General features: G+C 72.7%; 10 protein-coding genes. 3 read left to right on the top strand and 7 right to left on the bottom strand.

Annotation, left to right across the window (positions count from 1 at the left end):
* Positions 1–83: 83 nt before the first annotated feature.
* Positions 84–512 carry a hypothetical protein gene (locus ACH4ZX_RS19710; RefSeq protein WP_398273980.1) on the top strand — a complete coding sequence of 143 codons (429 nt, stop codon included), beginning with the start codon at positions 84–86 and terminating at the stop codon, positions 510–512.
* Between the two features lie 37 nt (positions 513–549).
* Here ACH4ZX_RS19710 and ACH4ZX_RS19705 read toward each other — a convergent pair whose 3' ends face one another.
* Complete coding sequence (locus ACH4ZX_RS19705; protein WP_398273977.1) at positions 550–1,569, bottom strand: translation initiation factor 2; 1,020 nt, start codon at positions 1,567–1,569, stop codon at positions 550–552.
* 135 nt (positions 1,570–1,704) lie between these two features.
* On the opposite strand from ACH4ZX_RS19705, the gene ACH4ZX_RS19700 reads away from it, so the two are divergent.
* Together ACH4ZX_RS19700 and ACH4ZX_RS19695 are read left to right on the top strand one after the other, a co-directional pair.
* Positions 1,705–6,144, top strand: a complete 4,440-nt coding sequence (locus ACH4ZX_RS19700) for a hypothetical protein (RefSeq protein ID WP_398273974.1) — start codon at positions 1,705–1,707, stop codon at positions 6,142–6,144.
* Positions 6,141–7,526 carry an esterase/lipase family protein gene (locus tag ACH4ZX_RS19695; RefSeq protein WP_398273971.1) on the top strand — a complete coding sequence of 462 codons (1,386 nt, stop codon included), beginning with the start codon at positions 6,141–6,143 and terminating at the stop codon, positions 7,524–7,526. Before ACH4ZX_RS19700 ends, ACH4ZX_RS19695 begins: the two co-directional genes overlap by 4 nt.
* A gap of 129 nt (positions 7,527–7,655) precedes the next feature.
* On the opposite strand, the gene ACH4ZX_RS19690 is transcribed toward ACH4ZX_RS19695, so the two are convergent.
* The 6 genes from ACH4ZX_RS19690 to ACH4ZX_RS19665 all read right to left on the bottom strand — a co-directional run bounded on the left by ACH4ZX_RS19690 (position 7,656) and on the right by ACH4ZX_RS19665 (position 15,536).
* On the bottom strand, positions 7,656–8,606 hold the full coding sequence (locus ACH4ZX_RS19690; protein WP_398273969.1) for a phosphotransferase family protein: 951 nt from the start codon (positions 8,604–8,606) through the stop codon (positions 7,656–7,658).
* 46 nt (positions 8,607–8,652) lie between these two features.
* On the bottom strand, positions 8,653–9,780 hold the full coding sequence (locus ACH4ZX_RS19685) for a M24 family metallopeptidase (protein ID WP_398273966.1): 1,128 nt from the start codon (positions 9,778–9,780) through the stop codon (positions 8,653–8,655).
* Positions 9,781–9,901: 121 nt separating this feature from the next.
* Positions 9,902–10,573 (bottom strand): PDZ domain-containing protein, encoded by a 672-nt coding sequence (locus ACH4ZX_RS19680; RefSeq protein ID WP_398273963.1) that lies wholly within the window; start codon positions 10,571–10,573, stop codon positions 9,902–9,904.
* A 735-nt stretch (positions 10,574–11,308) separates the two neighbouring features.
* Entirely contained in the window at positions 11,309–13,531 is a 2,223-nt protein-coding gene (gene cyc2 / locus ACH4ZX_RS19675; RefSeq protein ID WP_398273960.1) for a germacradienol/geosmin synthase Cyc2, read from the bottom strand.
* A 171-nt stretch (positions 13,532–13,702) separates the two neighbouring features.
* A complete protein-coding gene (locus tag ACH4ZX_RS19670; RefSeq protein ID WP_398273957.1) occupies positions 13,703–14,866 on the bottom strand; it encodes a damage-control phosphatase ARMT1 family protein in 1,164 nt (387 codons plus the stop codon).
* 22 nt (positions 14,867–14,888) lie between these two features.
* On the bottom strand, positions 14,889–15,536 hold the full coding sequence (locus ACH4ZX_RS19665; protein WP_398273954.1) for a ScbR family autoregulator-binding transcription factor: 648 nt from the start codon (positions 15,534–15,536) through the stop codon (positions 14,889–14,891).
* Positions 15,537–15,595: the final 59 nt, after the last annotated feature.

Raw genomic sequence — 15,595 nt, 5'->3', positions numbered from 1 at the left:
GGTGGCTTCCGGACGGACCGGAGCGCCGTCCCCGGGCTGGGAGAATGGGGCGTCCATTCGTGGTACGAGTCGCAGGGGGACGCATGGCCGAGGACCTGGTGGAGACTACGGCGGAGAGCGGGGGACCGGCCGGACTGCCGGAGGTCCTCAGCAGGGAGATGGACCGTGAGATGCGTCGCTGGCGAGTCGGGACCTTCAACTACGGACTGACGTACTACCTGAGCCGGATCCTGCTCATTCTCGCCAGTGCTGTCGTGGCCGCCGACCAGAATCTGGGCGGCGGCCACGGGAGTTGGCTGATCAAGTGGGTCCCGGCGCTGGCGCTGATCGTCGCGGTGATGACCGCGGTGGACACCTGGCTGAAGCCCCAGCAGAAGTGGCACGGCTTCATGGAGTCACGAGACGCCCTGGCGGACCTCCTGATCCAGGCCGAGGCCGGGATGCCGGCCGATCAGGTCCGGGCCAGGTTCCTCAAGCTGCGCCAGCAGCACCGGGTACGGAACATCTTCTGATCGCGGGTGGGGCCGCCGAGGCGACGACGCGGTGACGTCACCCGGATTCCTCGATCCGTTGCAGCGCGCGGCGCTCGGCGGCCTCCACGTCCAGCCGGCCCGACGGGTTGCCGCCCCGGGCGATGACGGCGGCCCGGACCAGAGCCAGGTAGAACAGGGCAGGCGCGCAGGGCGTCCAGATCTTGTCCGGGTCCTTCTCCAGCAGGAAGTCGAGCACGCTGTCGGGATCGGCCGGAACGAACCTGAACTGGTCGTGCTCCCACTTGTCCTCCACGCCCCGGCTGCGGCGGGCGGTGAGGTCCTTGGCGCTGAGGTCGGTGAGGACGGCGCGGTAGAAGGCGGCCCACTGGTGGTTGCGCAGATCGAGCGCGAAGGCGAGCAGTTCCAGCTGGACGTCGTCCCCGTCCTGGACGGCGAGTTCCTCACGGAGGGCGCGGTGCGCCACGGCGCTGAGGCTGATGGGCCTGCCGTCCTTGGGGACGTCGTGGATCGCGGCGAGTCCCTCGTTGACCGAGGAGTTCCAGCGCTGCTTGTTGTGGCCCTCGACGTGCACGCTTCGGCGTGCGAAGACCATCATCCGGTCGCGTCCGGTCTCCACGGCGACGTTGACGCCGAAGCTGCAGGAGAGGAAGGACGGCGCCTCCACCGGGTCGGAGTTGGTCAGGTACTGCGAGCGCAGGGTGGCGGAGGCGTCCTGCTCCTCCAACGGCCTGTCCAGGTTGACGGAGGTGGCGAGGAAGTCGTAGTAGTCCGCGTCGCACAGGCTGATCCGGACCTGGGGCTCCTCGTCCTCGTCGGTCCGGGAGAGGATGACGCTCTCGACGGCGAACCGCGGGTTGTTCCAGGCGAACCGCTCGCCCGCCGCCTGCCTGCGCTTCTGCTCGGCCTCGATCTCCTGGCGCCACTGCTGGACCCGCACCGGCAGGTCCACCCGGCGAAGGCCCGGCTCATAGATGATCGTGACGTTCTCCTCGCGGATCGGGCGTGTGCCGTCTCCCTCGAAGATGTGACAGTCCGTCTCCCTGTCCCCGATGACGAACGCGTCGCGCTGATTCATTCGGCCTCCTTACCCGCCCTGCCGTCCAGTAATGTGAGACAGCACACATTTCTCGGCGTGAGATGTCAGGTCTCCACAGGCATTCTGTCCACGGGCGGGTAGGTGGGGACGGGATCCGAGGGGGGAGTCCCGGGAATGGAGCCTGCGCACGGGCGGGACGGCGTGGTCGCCACCGTCGTCGTCGACCGGTACCGGGGGGACGCCCGAGGTACCAGGGACCGCACTCGCCTGAGGACGACTGCCGCGCGCTTCGTCGAGCAGACCCGACGCCTCGGGTTCAGCGCCCCTGCGCTGAGCCTGACCAGTGCGGACGTCACGGCCGCGGCGCCCCCGGCCGCGGGGCGCGAGGGCATCCGCGCGTTCGTGCGACGGCTGCACCAGCAGGCGGTGCGGCGGCGGATCCTCTACTGGACGGGGCACGGCGAAGTCGTCGGCGACACCTTCTACCTGGCCTGTGAGGACAGCTATGAGACAGGCCGGTTCGACCCCGGCCGGGCCGTGGCGGCCGCGGAACTGGTCGAGTGGCTCGCTCAGGACGCCACAGACACCCTGCTCATCCTGGACGCCTGTTTCGCGGGGGAGGCGGTACGGGGGCTGAGCGCCCAGGTCGAGAACGCGCGCGATCTGATGCGGCGGTCCGGCTCCCTCACCGGATTCGCCTACGTCGCCACCGCCGAGTCCCGGCAGGAAGCGGTCGAAGGCCATTTCGTCGAGCGTCTCGAAGAGGTGCTGTCGAACCCCGCTTTCGTGGTGGGCGAGAGCGAGAGGATCTTCAGCCGGGACAAGGACACCCTCGTCTTCCAGCACCTCATGCTCGGCGTGCAGACCCTGATGCGGGGGCAGGCACCGGTCTGGCGCGAGGTGCACACCCTGAGCCCCGAGTTCCTCACCAATCCCCACTGGTCCCCGCGGGTCAACGCCGCGCTGCGCCCGGAGGACGACGAGTCCTGGATCGGCAGGGAGTTCCGGCGCGGGGAACTGCCCGTCTTCTCCGACTCCGGCGAGCGCTGGCACCTGCGTGACTTCGCCTCGCGACACCGGGTGGTCGCCGAAGTGGTCGACTGGCTGCGCATCCAGGAATCGGGGATGTTCGCCGTCACCGGAGCGTCCGGTGCGGGCAAGTCGACCCTGCTGGCCTACGTGGCGCATCTGACGACAGAGAGCTTCGTCGCCTCACTGCCCGCCGATCGCCGACCGCGGAACCTGCCCGAACTCCGTTCGGTGAACGCTGCTCTCCACTGCCGGGGCAAGACGCTCGCCGGGTTGTGCGAGGAGTTGACGGAGCGTCTGCGGCCCCTGGGGCCGGCGACGCCCGACGGGGCCCGATTATCCCCGTCCGGCTGTGTGGAGAGGGTCAGGGACCTGGCCGGCCGGAAGGGCAGCCTGACCCTGATGTTCGACGGACTGGACGAGGCCGCGGCCGGTCACTCCTTCGACATCGCGCGAGCCCTGCTCAACCCGCTCGCGGCGCAGCCGCGGGTGCGCGTGGTGGTCGCCACCCGGGCCAACCCGCGCCGCAATCTGCCGGGCGATCCGCCCGCCGAAACCCTGCTGGAAGTCCTGCACTGCGCGCAGCCGATGGAGCTGGACCGGTCCGCCGAGGTCGAGCAGGACATCGCTCGCCATGTGGAGCGTCTCCTCGGAGAGGAGAACTCGCCGTACAACCGGCTGCGAGACGCGGCGCAGACGCGCGGCGCGGTCGCACAGTACATCGCGAGCCGCAGCAGCGGTCTCTTCCTCGTGGCCACCCTGTGGGCACGTCGTCTCGCCCGGATGCCCACTCCGGTCGACGAGCACCGGCTCGACCAGGAACTCCGGAGCGGCACGGCCGTCCTCGACTCCCTGCTGACAGAGGAGTTGGACCGGCTCGACCCGCAGGACCCGGCCCGCGTCCGGGACTTCATGCGGAGCCTCGCTCTCGCTCAGGGAATCGGCTTGCCCCAGCCGGCAGTGTGGCTCGCCATGACCAACGCGGTACGGGACGACGCCGTCAGCAGGGAATACGGCAGCGCGGATCTGAGCACCGTGATCCGCGCGGCCACGGGCGTGACGATCGCCAAGGACGAGGAGTTCGGCCAGGAGGTCTACCGCCTCCACCATCCCAGTTTCGGCGCCCACCTGCTGTACGGCGAGGCGGAGCAGCGGCAGCAGCACCGTGCGGTGGTGCGCGCCCTCACCCCTCGCGAAGGCGCGGGCTGGCAGGACGTCGAACCCTACGTCGCCCACTACCTGGCCGCGCACGCCGCGCTGGCCGGTGACGACGCCCTGGAGGAGCTGGTGGCCGACCACCACTTCCTGGTGGCGACCTCGCCCGACGTCCTGGAGCCGCTGGTCGCCGGTCGGCTGGCGACCGGCAGGCAGAGCGCGTTGTACCTGCGCGTCGCCGACCACTTCCGCAGACATCCGTCGCCGCCGGCGCGCTGGGCGATGTTGCGGGCCACTGCCCTGGCCATGTTCTCCCCGGAGTTCCTGTGCGCCGTGCCGAAGCCCTCCTCCGTGTTCTGGGACGACGTGTGGAGCAGCGCGGAGCGGCTTCCGCTGCGACGGAGCCGGCCCGCTCCCTCGGGCGGGGCGCTGGCGGTGCACTGGGAGACCGACGGCGACGGGATCATCCACGTCGCCGGCGCCGGCGAGATCACCTCGTGGACCGAGGACGGACGCGAGACGCGGACCAGGACCACGGGCCCGGCCACGTGGACCTCGCCGCCCGTGCAACGGGGGGTGACGGCGTCCGGACGGGGTGAGAGCCGGGTGATCGCCGCGCACGACAGCCAGTGCGTGCGGATCTGGCACGGCCACCGCAGGCACCCGGTCGAGGAGCTGTACTGGGGAGGAACACCGAACGCCCTCGCCTCCGTGCGGCTGGGCCGGGACGTCTTCCTCGCCGCGGTCGACCGCACCGGCACATGGGTGTGGCGGTGGGACTCCTCCTCGAAGTACGCCCGAGGGCGGTTGAGACGGCCGTTCCACGTCTCCGCGCAGGCGCGCTGTGTGGCTCTGGCCGTCTCCGGCGGGCGGGTGGGAGTGGTCACCGGCGGCCCTGGAGGGGTGACCGTATGGGAGGTGCAGGGGCCGCGGACCGGACAGAACCGGCTCGTGCGCACGCGTTCCCTGACCGACGGCGCCGAGGTGGTCAAGGCGGTGTCGGTACTGGTTCCCGGGGACGGCCCCGGGGCCTTGATCGCAGCCCTGGACGGCCACACGCTCCACGTCTGGCAGGTGGAGGACCTCTTCCACGGCGAGGCGGAACCCCGGTTCCGTGCCCGCAGCGCGGGAGGGGCCGTGGTCCTCGGGCGCGGCCCCCACGGCGTGCTGACCGCCGTGCAGGAGAACGCCGAACTCCATGTGTGGGACGAGTCCGGCAGGGAGTACGCCCCCTTGCCCTGCGACCACGGGCACGACTCCCTGGCCTTCGACCCCTCGGGAACCGGCCGGCTGGCGGTCGCCGACGACACCCGGCTCCACATCTGGGAGCCGCACGCTCCCTTCGAGGCAGGAGGCGCCGCCCGGGCGCCCCTGCGCGGGCGCGTCGCCGAGAGCCCGCAACTGCGGCTGGTGCGGGACTCCGACGGGACCATGCTCCTCGCCCGCTCGCAGGGCTTCGACGTGCTGCTCAGCCTGCACACCGGGTCCGGCCGCGTCGTCGAGGGACCACGGCTCCCCCACTCGCATCAGGTGACCGCGGTCGCCGCCACCAGGGCCGGTGAGGGATGGGCGACCGCGGCGGTCGGCCGCCGGCACGTGGTGCTGTGGAAGCTCGGCCCGCGACTGGAGCTGCTCGGGACCGAGGAGTTCGACCTGCCTGGCGCGTCCGATCTGCGGACCCCCACGCTCGGCCTGTCCGTCACCGGCGCGGGCCGGATGCGCATGATGTGGCCGTCCGGGCAGAACGTCATCACGTGGGAACGCGAGAAGTGGGAGCGCGCCGGCCCCTGGCGGGAGGGACGCACCTTCGTACTGACCGCCTCGGGCTCCGTGCAGCAGCTGGACGTGTCGGGCGTGCCCGGCGGCCCGTCCTGGCTGTCGCTCTGGGGCGGCGACGCGGTCCGGGTCTGGAACCTCGCCGAGCCCGGTGCCCGGCCGGAGCCGGTTGACTGCCCCGGCGCGAGGGCGGTCGCGGCCGGTCTGCTGAGACGGGCGGTCCGGCCTGTTCCCCTGGTCGCCTACGCGACGCCGTACGCAGTGCGCTTCCGCGAGTGCGACGGCCGCATCGGCAGGCCGATCGACCTCCCGGAGCAGCCCGGTGCGCCGCTCGACGGGCTCACCCTGGCCGGGCCGCCGGAGCGGCCCCTGCTCGTCGGCTGGAGCCGGGAGTCCGGGAGCCTGCGGTTCTGGGACGTCAGGCAGGAGCGGAGGCTGGAGCCGATGGAGTCCCGCGGTTACGAGGTGACGAGTGTGGACTCCGCCTACGACGGACACGACATCACCCTCATGATCCAGGGCATCGCGCAGAAGAGCCTGCGCTGCGACCAGGTGGTCCTGCCCTGGCCGGCCGACGAGGGCGGTCCGACGCCACGGATCGTCCGGCGACCAGGGGCGCAGAGCGCCCACGAGAACAGAGAGAGCATTCGGTGAGAGACGATCTCGTCGTCGTGGTCCCGGGAATCATGGGCACGGCCCTGACCCGCGACGGACACGATGTCTGGGACCTGAGCCTGCGGGCGATCGGCGGCGTTCTCGGGTCGACGCGGACCAGAGAGATGCTCAAGCTGCAGAAGGACATCGGGGACGGTGATCCGGAGCCGCCGCACGCCCTGGACGTGGGTGGTGCCGTCCTCGGACCGCGCCTGCTGCCCGGCCTGATCTCCGACACCGGATACGCCGGCCTCCGCAGGAAGCTGGGTGTGGCGGAGGACAGGTTCCTGGTCTTCCCCTACGACTGGCGGCTGTCCAACCGCAACTCGGCCCGGAGACTGGGCCGATTCGTCGAGGAGCGGTTGGCGCACTGGCAGGAGACAGCCGATCCGGCACTGCATCCGGGAGCCAGGGACGCCAAGGTGGTCTTCCTGTGCCGTTCCATGGGCGGCCTTGTCGTGCGGTACTACACCGAGGTCCTCGGCGGATGGGAGAAGACCCGGTCGGTCACGACGCTGGGCACGCCCTTCTCGGGCAGCGTCAAGGCACTGCGGTTCCTGACGGGGCAGGCGCGGTGGGTGCCCGGACCTCTCAACGAGCAGATCCGCGAGATCTGCTCGACGTATCCCTCGCTCGGGCAGCTGATTCCCACCTACCGGATCGTGCTCGACGAGGAGCATGGCAGGGTCGCGCTGGACAGCCGCACCCCGCTGGAGGGAGTGGACCCGTGGATGATCGAGGAATCGGGACGGTTCTTCACCGACATCGACAACGCCATGCAGAAGAACGACGCACTGTACGGGCGTCATCGCTACGCCCTGTTCGCGTTCGGGGGCGACAAACACCGCACCGATCAGGCGGTCTCCTTCCCCATGGGGAGCCGGCCGAGGTTCCACTCCGACTTCTCGAAGTCCACCGATCTCCAGGACCGGCACCTGCCGCCTCCACGTGGTGACGGGACGGTGTCGCACCTCGCCCAGTCCCCGCCCGAGTGGTCGAGCACGGGCCAGCTGCTGTGGCTGGACAACAGGCACGCGGATCTCATGAACGCGGACAAGGCCATCGAGCAGCTCAAGCGCATCTGTGACGACGTACCGCTCGCCCAAGCGCTGAGTTCCGAGTACCCGGTCGGTGTGGAGCTGCCCGATGTCGCCGTCGCCGGCGAGCAGTTCGAGATCTGGGCGACGAACGCCGAGCCCGCGCTGCGTCTGCGGGTGCGGCGCCTCGCCGAGAACGGCAGATGCGTGTGGGACGAGGAGATGCGGCCGTGCGGCGACGGGGCCTTCCTCGCCGAAACACACGCAGAGCGCGGACGGTGGACACTGGAGGTGTATTCGCCGACGGCCAGGTATGTGTGCCGGGACGTGCTTCTGGTCGTGTGACCCCGTCGGTACGTCACTACGCCGACGCCGATCGCCTCTCCTCGGGGCCGCGGTCACGCAGGCGGGCCGGGTGGCCCGACAACCGTATCCGGGAGACGCCGATCCCGTCGGCGAGGTCGGAGGGCGTTCTCAGAATCCGTCGTCCGAGCCGTCCTCGCGGAGTTCCGTCACCCGCTCCAGGAGGATGGCCTCCCAGGCCCGCCGCAGCTGGGTCCGCAGCAGCGGCAGCGGGCCCACGTCCTGGCCGCCGAGGCGTGCGGCCAGCCGGATCACCGTGTCGCAGCGGGCGAGCCACAGGCCGCGCAGACAGGGCCGGGCGCCGTAGCCGGCCAGGGTGGCGGCGCGCACGGCTGCCGGGGAGCCGACGGCGAGAGCGAGGCCGGCGATGTCCTCGGCGGGGTCGCCGACGGCCGCGCCGGACCAGTCGAGGACTCCGCGCACCCGGCCGTCGGCGGTGGTCACCAGGTGCTCGCCCCTGAGGTCGTGGTGGACGAGGACCGCCGTGCCGGGCTGGGCGGCGAGCTGCGCCGCGGCCGGACCGGTCAGCTGGGCCATCCGGCCGGAGTCGAACTCGTCGGCGGCGCGGAGTCGTTCGGCCGCGTGCACGGCCATCCGGCGCAGCGCCTCCAGGGAGCGCGGAGCGGTGCGCGGGACGCCGAGCGTCTCGGCCTGCCGGACCGGCACCTCGCGCAGCCCGCCGAGCAGCCCGGCGAGGTCGGCCTCGCCGACGGCCGACACGTCGTGCTCCTCCGCCGTGCCGCCGGGCAGCTTCGCGTCCAGCGTGTACGTCAGTCCGGGCGCCCACTCGCCGCGCGCCACGCTCGCCGGCACCGTGACCGGCAGGTGGGGCCGGACCAGCTCGCGCAGCCGCAGCTCGCGGCGCTGGCGGACGACGGCCTCACGGTCGAGGGCGAGACGCAGCACGTGCCTGCCGCCGACCCACCAGGTCGAGTGCCCGCCGCCCTCGGTGACGGGCCGTACCTCGGGTCCCGCGGTGCCCGTGCTGTCCGCGCCCTCCTTGAGCAGGGTGCGGACCAGCCGGCGGACGGTGTCCGCGGTGGGTGTCGGTGCCTGGGTCATGGTCGCGCCGTCGTCCTCGGGGATGTGCCGGGTCTTGCGGGGTGGTTCACTCCACTATGACCATCCCCCGGGTGGTGGTGTTCAGGCGGCGGCCGCCGTCCTCGGTGACCGTGACGATGTCCTCGATGCGCACGCCGAACCGGCCGGGCAGGTAGACGCCGGGCTCCACGGAGAAGCACATGCCGGGCACGAGGGGCTGCCGTTCGCCCTCGATCATGTACGGCGGCTCGTGCGTGGTGACGCCGATGCCGTGGCCGGTGCGGTGGATGAAGTACTCGCCGTATCCGGCGTCGGCGATGACCGCGCGGGCGGCCCGGTCGACGTCCTGGCAGGGCACGCCGGGGCGGACCGCGCGGAAGCCCGCCTCCTGGGCCTCGCGTACGAGGTCGTGCACCCGGCGTTCCTCGTCGGTGGGTTCGCCGACGTGGACGGTGCGGGAGGTGTCGGAGCCGTAGCCGTCCTTGAGGCCGCCGAAGTCGAGGACGACCATGTCGCCGCGCTGGATGACGCGGTCGCCCGCCTCGTGGTGGGGGTCGGCGCCGTTCGGGCCGGAGGCGACGATGGTGAAGTCGACCTGCTCATGGCCGTGGCGCCGCAGCAGGCCGGCGAGGTCGGCGGCGACCTCGGACTCCCGGCGGCCGCCGAAGCGGACCTCGCGGATCTCCTCGAACGTGCGGTCCGCGGCCGCGCCGGCGGCGGCCAGCAGCCGCAGTTCCGCCGCGTCCTTGACCCCGCGCAGCATCGGCAGGGCGTCGGTGAGGGAGGCGTAGGAGGTGCCGGGCAGCGCCTTCTGCAGGCCGAGCAGGTGCATAGCCCAGGCGTTGTCGCTGATGCCGAAGCGTCCGTCGACGTCGAGGAGGGCGGCGGTGGCGGCGTACGGGTCCTTGCCGTCGGTCCAGTCGCGCAGGCTCATGGCCGACGCGCCGGGGGCCTTGGCGGCGTCCGGGGCCTCCAGGGTGGGCACGACGAGGACGGGGGTGCGTCCGGGGGCCAGGACGAGCAGGGTGAGCCGTTCGGTGACCGCGGGGGGCGCGTATCCCGTGAGCCACACCATGTCCGGGCCCGGCGCCACCAGGAGACCGGCGAGCCCGGCGTCGGCGGCCGCGGCCGCGGCGCGCTCCATGCGGGCCCGGTAGTCGTCGGCGGTGAAGGGCGAGGTCGTGCTGCCGGTCATCCGGGCCTCCTCGAGCGGGTGAAGGGATCACTGTGCCACGCTCAGCATCCTGCCCGTACGGGGGGGAACGGCGCGAGCCGGTTGCCCGGTTTCGCGGGTGTTTCCCGTCCCGCGGGGCGGGTCAGGTCACGACGCCGGGCACGACCGTCAGCTGCTGCTGGGCACCGTTCCGGTGGCGCACCGTCAGCGTCACCCGGGAGCCGGGGCGGGTTCGGGCGACGGCGGCGGCGAGATCGGCGGCCGAGCCGACGGGGGTACGGCCGAACGCGAGGAGCACGTCGCCCCGGACGAGACCCGCCGAGGCGGCCGGACCGGGGACATGGACGGCGACCACCAGCGCGCCGGTCTTCTTGTCGTCGTCCCTGCCGTCCGTCGCGTCCGTCGCGTCCATGCCGTCTACGGCGTCCAAGGCGTACACGGCGTCCACGGCTTCGACACCGAGGGTCGCGGGCGCGGCGACCGGCACGGCGGCCGGCGCAGGCGGGGCGGTCGGGGCGGTCGGGGCGGTCGGCTTCGGGCGGGCGGGGGACGGGACCGCCGGTGCCGCGTGGCGTCCCGGGCGGGCGAGTCCGTCCATGCCGTCCATGCCGATCGCCGTGGCGCCGAGGGTGCCGAGGCCGACCCCGGACAGCAGCAGGACCGTCCCGGCGATCAGCCCGGAGAGCACGGCCCTGAGCCGCCGGAGCCGCCGCCGGGTGGCGTGCGGACGCCGGGCGGGGGCCGGCACGGCCGCCGAGCCGTCGCCGGGCGGCCGGCCGGGCAGCGGCTTGGGACGCAACGCGGTCTGTTCCATCGAAGGCCTCCGGCTGACGTGGATCGGTGCGCCGGGTGCCCTACCCGGCGGACCCTCGCGCGACGAGCCACGAACGAGTGAGACTGCCCAGGGTGCGGAACCGGGAAGACCGTCCCGCACGAACCGTCACGCCCGCCACGGCCCGGGACGGGAGAGCGAGCGCACCCGCGACCGCGCCGGAGGACGCCCATGGCCGCTGGCCGGGGCAGGCAGGGCACGCAGGGCAGGCAGGGGCAGGCAGGGGCAGGCCGTGGCCGGCCGGGTCGGCCATGGCGGGCGCGATGAGGGTACGGACCTCGGCGCCCCCATGGCGCGTCGAGAGGCGAAGCGGGGACCGCCGAGCGCGGCCCTCAGTCGGGCCGACTCTCGCGCGGGCTGTCGGGCCGACGGCAGGGCCGCGGACGGCGCTCCGGCGCATCCGGCCCGCGGGCGTCGGTGGGGCCGTCGGGGTGCCGTCCGGGGTGCTGGGTCGGGGGGCGGGCGCGGTGAGGGTACGGACCTCGGCGCCCCCATGGCACGTCGAGAAGCGAAGCGGGGACCGCCGAGCGCGGCCCGCAGTCGGGCCGACTCTCGCGCGGGCTGTCGGGCCGGCTCTCGGGCCGACGGCAGGCCCGCGGCCGGCGCTCCGGCGCGTCCGACCGGCGGGCGTCGGTGGGATCGTCGGGGCGCCGGGCCGGTGGGGGTGGGTCGGGCGGCGGTACGCGTGCTCGGGGCTCCGCCCGATGCCGTGGGTCGTCAGCGGGCCGCTTCGGACAGGTGGAGCGGGTCGCCGGGCTGATGGCCGGGGGCCGGCCGGTGACCTCGGACGGCGGGTGGCGCGGGCGGGCGGTCCGGCAGGAAGGCGTGGGCCCGGCGGGCCAGGAAGCCGGGCTTGTAACGGTCGACGGAGCGGTGCCAGTTGAGGATGCCCGCCATCCAGTTCCGCAGATCGGCCACATAGCCCTCGATCGCCTCGCGCCCCTCCTTCGACAGCGCGAAGTCGTCGTAGACGACCGGCAGTTCGTGCTCGACGACGTGCTGGAACTGCTGCATCCGCCGGGTCATCAGGTCGTGCACGACGCCGAGCGCGGTGGGGTAGTCGATGCCGAAGAAGTTCTGCACGACGAGGATCGCGTTGTGGATCTCGCCCTCGTACTCGATCTCCTTCTGGTACGAGAAGACGTCGTTGAGCAGGCACGCGTAGTCGACGGCGGCGTTCTCCAGGGAGCGCACCGGCCCGCTGCGGTAGACCTCCGGCGCCACCGCGGGCCCGTGCCCGGCCCGGCACAGGCCGAGGGTCAGGTCGGCGCCGAAGGTGGCGCGGCGCATCTCCAGGTAGTCGACGGGGTCGGGGATGCGGTTCTGGAGCTGGTTGGACAGCTCCCACACCCAGCTCTCGGTCATCGTGTCGATGGCGTCCTTCAGGGAGCGCCGTGCGTCCGGGTCCATCCGGTCCGTGGTGCGGGCCCACAGGTCGAGGAGGCCGCGCTCCATGGCGTTGACGGGGACGACGGCCGCCTCGCCGTCGACGGGCATGCACGCCGACAGGCGCCGGGTGGTCAGCCGGGCGGCGGCCAGGTCGCGGCGGTGGCCGAAGACGAGGGGGTAGTAGTCGTCGCCGTAGGTTCCCCAGGCGAGCCACTGCGCGCTGAGGTCGAGGGCCTGCGGTGTGGCGTCCGGGTCGAGGCCGGCCGAGCACAGCGCCAGGTCGTAGGCGGCGAGCTTGTCCTCGTCCCAGACGCCTTCCTGGAGAATGCCCATGCGGCGCGTCCACTCCGTGAGGCGGGGGCGGGCGGCGGCCAGGTGCGGGCTGAGCTCGCACCGGAAGGGCATCGGGAAGTCGGGCAGCAGGGACGGGCCGACCTTCTGGAACGGCACGTACGTCCAGGCGCGCAGCCGTTCGACGCCGGCCGCCGCGAGCAGGCCGCGGACATCGGCGGCGGAGGTGCCGGGGCCGGTGGGGGTCTGCCACGGGCGGGCGGCACGCGCGCGGGCGTTCATGTAGCGGCTGGAGCGCAGGTGCCATTCGTGGCCGCCGGACTGCCAGTCCTGCAGTCCGCGCGTGTACGCGGCGACGGCGGCGATCTCGTCGGGGGTCAGGCCCCGGTCCAGGGCCAGCGCGGGCACTTCGGTCAGGGCCGTGTGCTCGAACTGCTGCATGCGGGAGGTGAGGATGTCGTTGACGATGTCGGCGGCCTGCTGGGTGGTGCAGCCGAAGAAGGTCTCCAGGACGAGCACGCCGTTGCTGTTCTCGCCCTCGTCCTCGACCTCCCGCTGGTAGGAGAACAGGTCGTTGCGCAGGTGCACGGCGTCGGCGAACGTCTCCATCAGCACCCTCAGCGGCCGGGTGCCGGCCGCCGACGCGGGCACCTCGGCGGTCGCGTACTCCACGAGCCCCGCCGACCAGGGGGCGCCGCCGACCTTGCGGCGCATCTCGATGTACTCGACGGGGTTGGCGATCCGCCCCTCGTTGATGTTGGACAGCTCCCACAGCGACTCGTTGAGGAGGTGTTCGGTGGCGAGGGCGAAGCGCCGGCGCCAGTTCTCGGACATCGCCGGGACGGTACGGGCCCACAGGTCGGCGAGGCCCGCCTCGACCGGGTTCAGCGGTTCGGGAACGGGGGCGGACAGGTCCAGCGGCATGAACAGCGGCAGGCGGTCCAGGTAGGCCTTGCCGCCGGCGCGGTCCTGGGTGCGTTTGAAGGTCTCGAGGAAGTGGTCGTCGAAGAAGAAGACCCACACGTACCAGTCGGTGATCAGGGACAGGGCGGGGCCGTCGCAGTCGGGGTGGGTGCAGGCGCAGAGCAGGCCGTAGTCGTGGGCGTCGAGGTCGGACTGCTCCCAGATCCCGGAACCCTCCAGCATGCCCATCTCGCGCGCCCACGCGGTCGAGTGGGCGCGGGCCTCGTCGACGTGCGGGTTCAGCCGCGCGGGATACGGCATGTAGAAGTGCGGGAGTTCGAAGGGCTGCTGCGTCATGGCCGGGGCTCTACCCGTGGCCCTCCGGCAACATCCGCGGGCGGGGGAACGACCACACCATCGCGTGAACCGGCGCCGGAACCGCGGCGGAACGCGCGGACGCCCGGGCGACGCGGGGGGTTGCGCGGGGGACGCGATGCGTCGAGGTCAGAGTCGGGGACGAGGTCGGGGTCAGGCGCGTACCTGGATGAGGGCGTGCGTGCCGCCGGTGCGCCAGCGTTGTCCCTCGGCTTCCACCAGCGCGGCCTCCGTGGCGGCGTCGAGGCCGGTGATCACGTCGGACTTCAGGGTGCGCAGGGCGGCCACCGGGCCCGGGAACCCGGCGGTGACGTCACGGAAGGGCGTGGTCGGCGGCCACCGGCGGTCGCCCACCAGGCGGCGGTAGTTGAGGTCGCCCTTGACGACGGTGAGGTCGGCGCCGGCGAGTTCCGCGCGCAGGTCGGCGGGCAGGTCGGCGAAGGGCAGGGGCGCGGCGGAGAAGGGGTGCGCGCGGACCGTGAGGCGGCCGTCTCCCATCGCCGACCACAGGGTGCGCCCGTAGGCGGCGGCCCGGCCGGTCGCCGCGGTCAGCCGGCGCAGGGCGTCCACCACGTCGGCGGCCGTGGCGTCGGAGACGTAGTACGGGTACGGCTTGACGTGCAGGACGGCACGCTCGATGCGCCCCTGCCGCAGGAGGTGGGCGATCAGGAGCAGGTCGGGGACGAGTTCGCGGCCGGCGTTGTCGGCGATCAGGCACAGCGTGCCGCGCAGCAGCGGCCGCAGCGACTCGCTGTCGTCGGCGACCAGACCGGGCACGGGCTCCGCGGTGCCGTCGTGCGCGGAGAGGCGGAAGCCGAGGTCGGCGCGGTTGCCCCAGAGGGAGCCGTGCAGCAGGGCCGCCTCCTGCTCCTCGGCGGACCGGCCGGCCAGGTCGTCCAGGGCGGCCAGTTCCTCGTCGGTGCGCGGGGAGTCGAGCTCGGCCCGCTTCAGCGGCCCGAAGGGGTCGACGCCCTGCCCGGGACCCGGGCCGAAGTAGCCGACGGCTTCGAGGAGTTGACGGTAGAAGTAGCTCTCCGACCAGAGCCAGGGGATCTTGAACCAGGACCGGCCGGTGTACTCGTCCGCGCCCCAGGCCGTCCACAGGTCCCGGTCGTGGGCGTCGGCGGGGAGCGGTTCGAGCACGCCCTCGGTGCAGCTCGCGAGGAGCGCGTCGAGCGCGCGCAGTTGCGCGGGGCCGTACGGAGAGGCGTCCCGTACCTGCCGGATGATCGCGGGGTGCCGTTCGGCGAGCACGCTGTGCGGGAACGAGCCCGGCTCGTCGCCGAGGATCACGGGCGCGGACGGGGTGTCGGGCATGCGGCTCACCGTACCGCGCCGCTCACACCGGCCTGATCTCCCGCTCCAGCCGGGTGGCGAGGGTGAGGTACCGGGGCCGCCGCGGCACCGGGACCAGGCCACGGATCATGACGTGCCACATCTCGGCCACCCGGCGCGGCTGGCGGGCGACCGGTTCGAGGGACCGGCCGACCACGCGCGCCCCGACGAACCAGCTGACGAGCGCGTGGGCGGCGGCCTCGACGTCGATGTCCTGGTGGACATCGCCCTCCCTGGCGGCGCCGTTGAGCTTGCGGGTGGCGATCTCCCGCCACTCGGTGAAGGGATGGGTCAGCGGAGGGCGCACCTCGACCTGTCCGGCGGCGAGCCGGAGGCCCGCCCGCGGGACCGGGTCCTCGACGGACAGGCGCGCGATGCCGAAGGTGATGCGGATCAGCGCCTCGAGCGAGGAGTGTCCACGGCCGTCCGTCTCGGCGACCACCTCACGCCAGGCCCTGGACTGCAGCTCCATGATGGCGTCGGCCAGGTCTTCCTTCGCAGCGAAGTGGAAGTACAGCGCCCCCTTGGTGACTTGGGCGTGCTCGACGATTTCGCTCAGACTGGTCGATTCGTAACCGTGACGGTCGAACAGGTCGGCGGCGGCCGTGATGATCGTCGCGCGGGTCTGCTCGGCGCGTAACTGCCTCGCCATCGACTGAACACTCCTGGGACGGAACTGAACACTCCTGGACGGGAAAGAACGGGTCGTGC

The organism is Streptomyces sp. NPDC020490, from assembly GCF_044335305.1.
In the GTDB taxonomy this organism is placed as follows: Bacteria; Actinomycetota; Actinomycetes; order Streptomycetales; family Streptomycetaceae; genus Streptomyces.
Note: the sequence above shows the minus strand (reverse complement) of the source record. Positions and strands in the feature narration are given on the sequence as shown.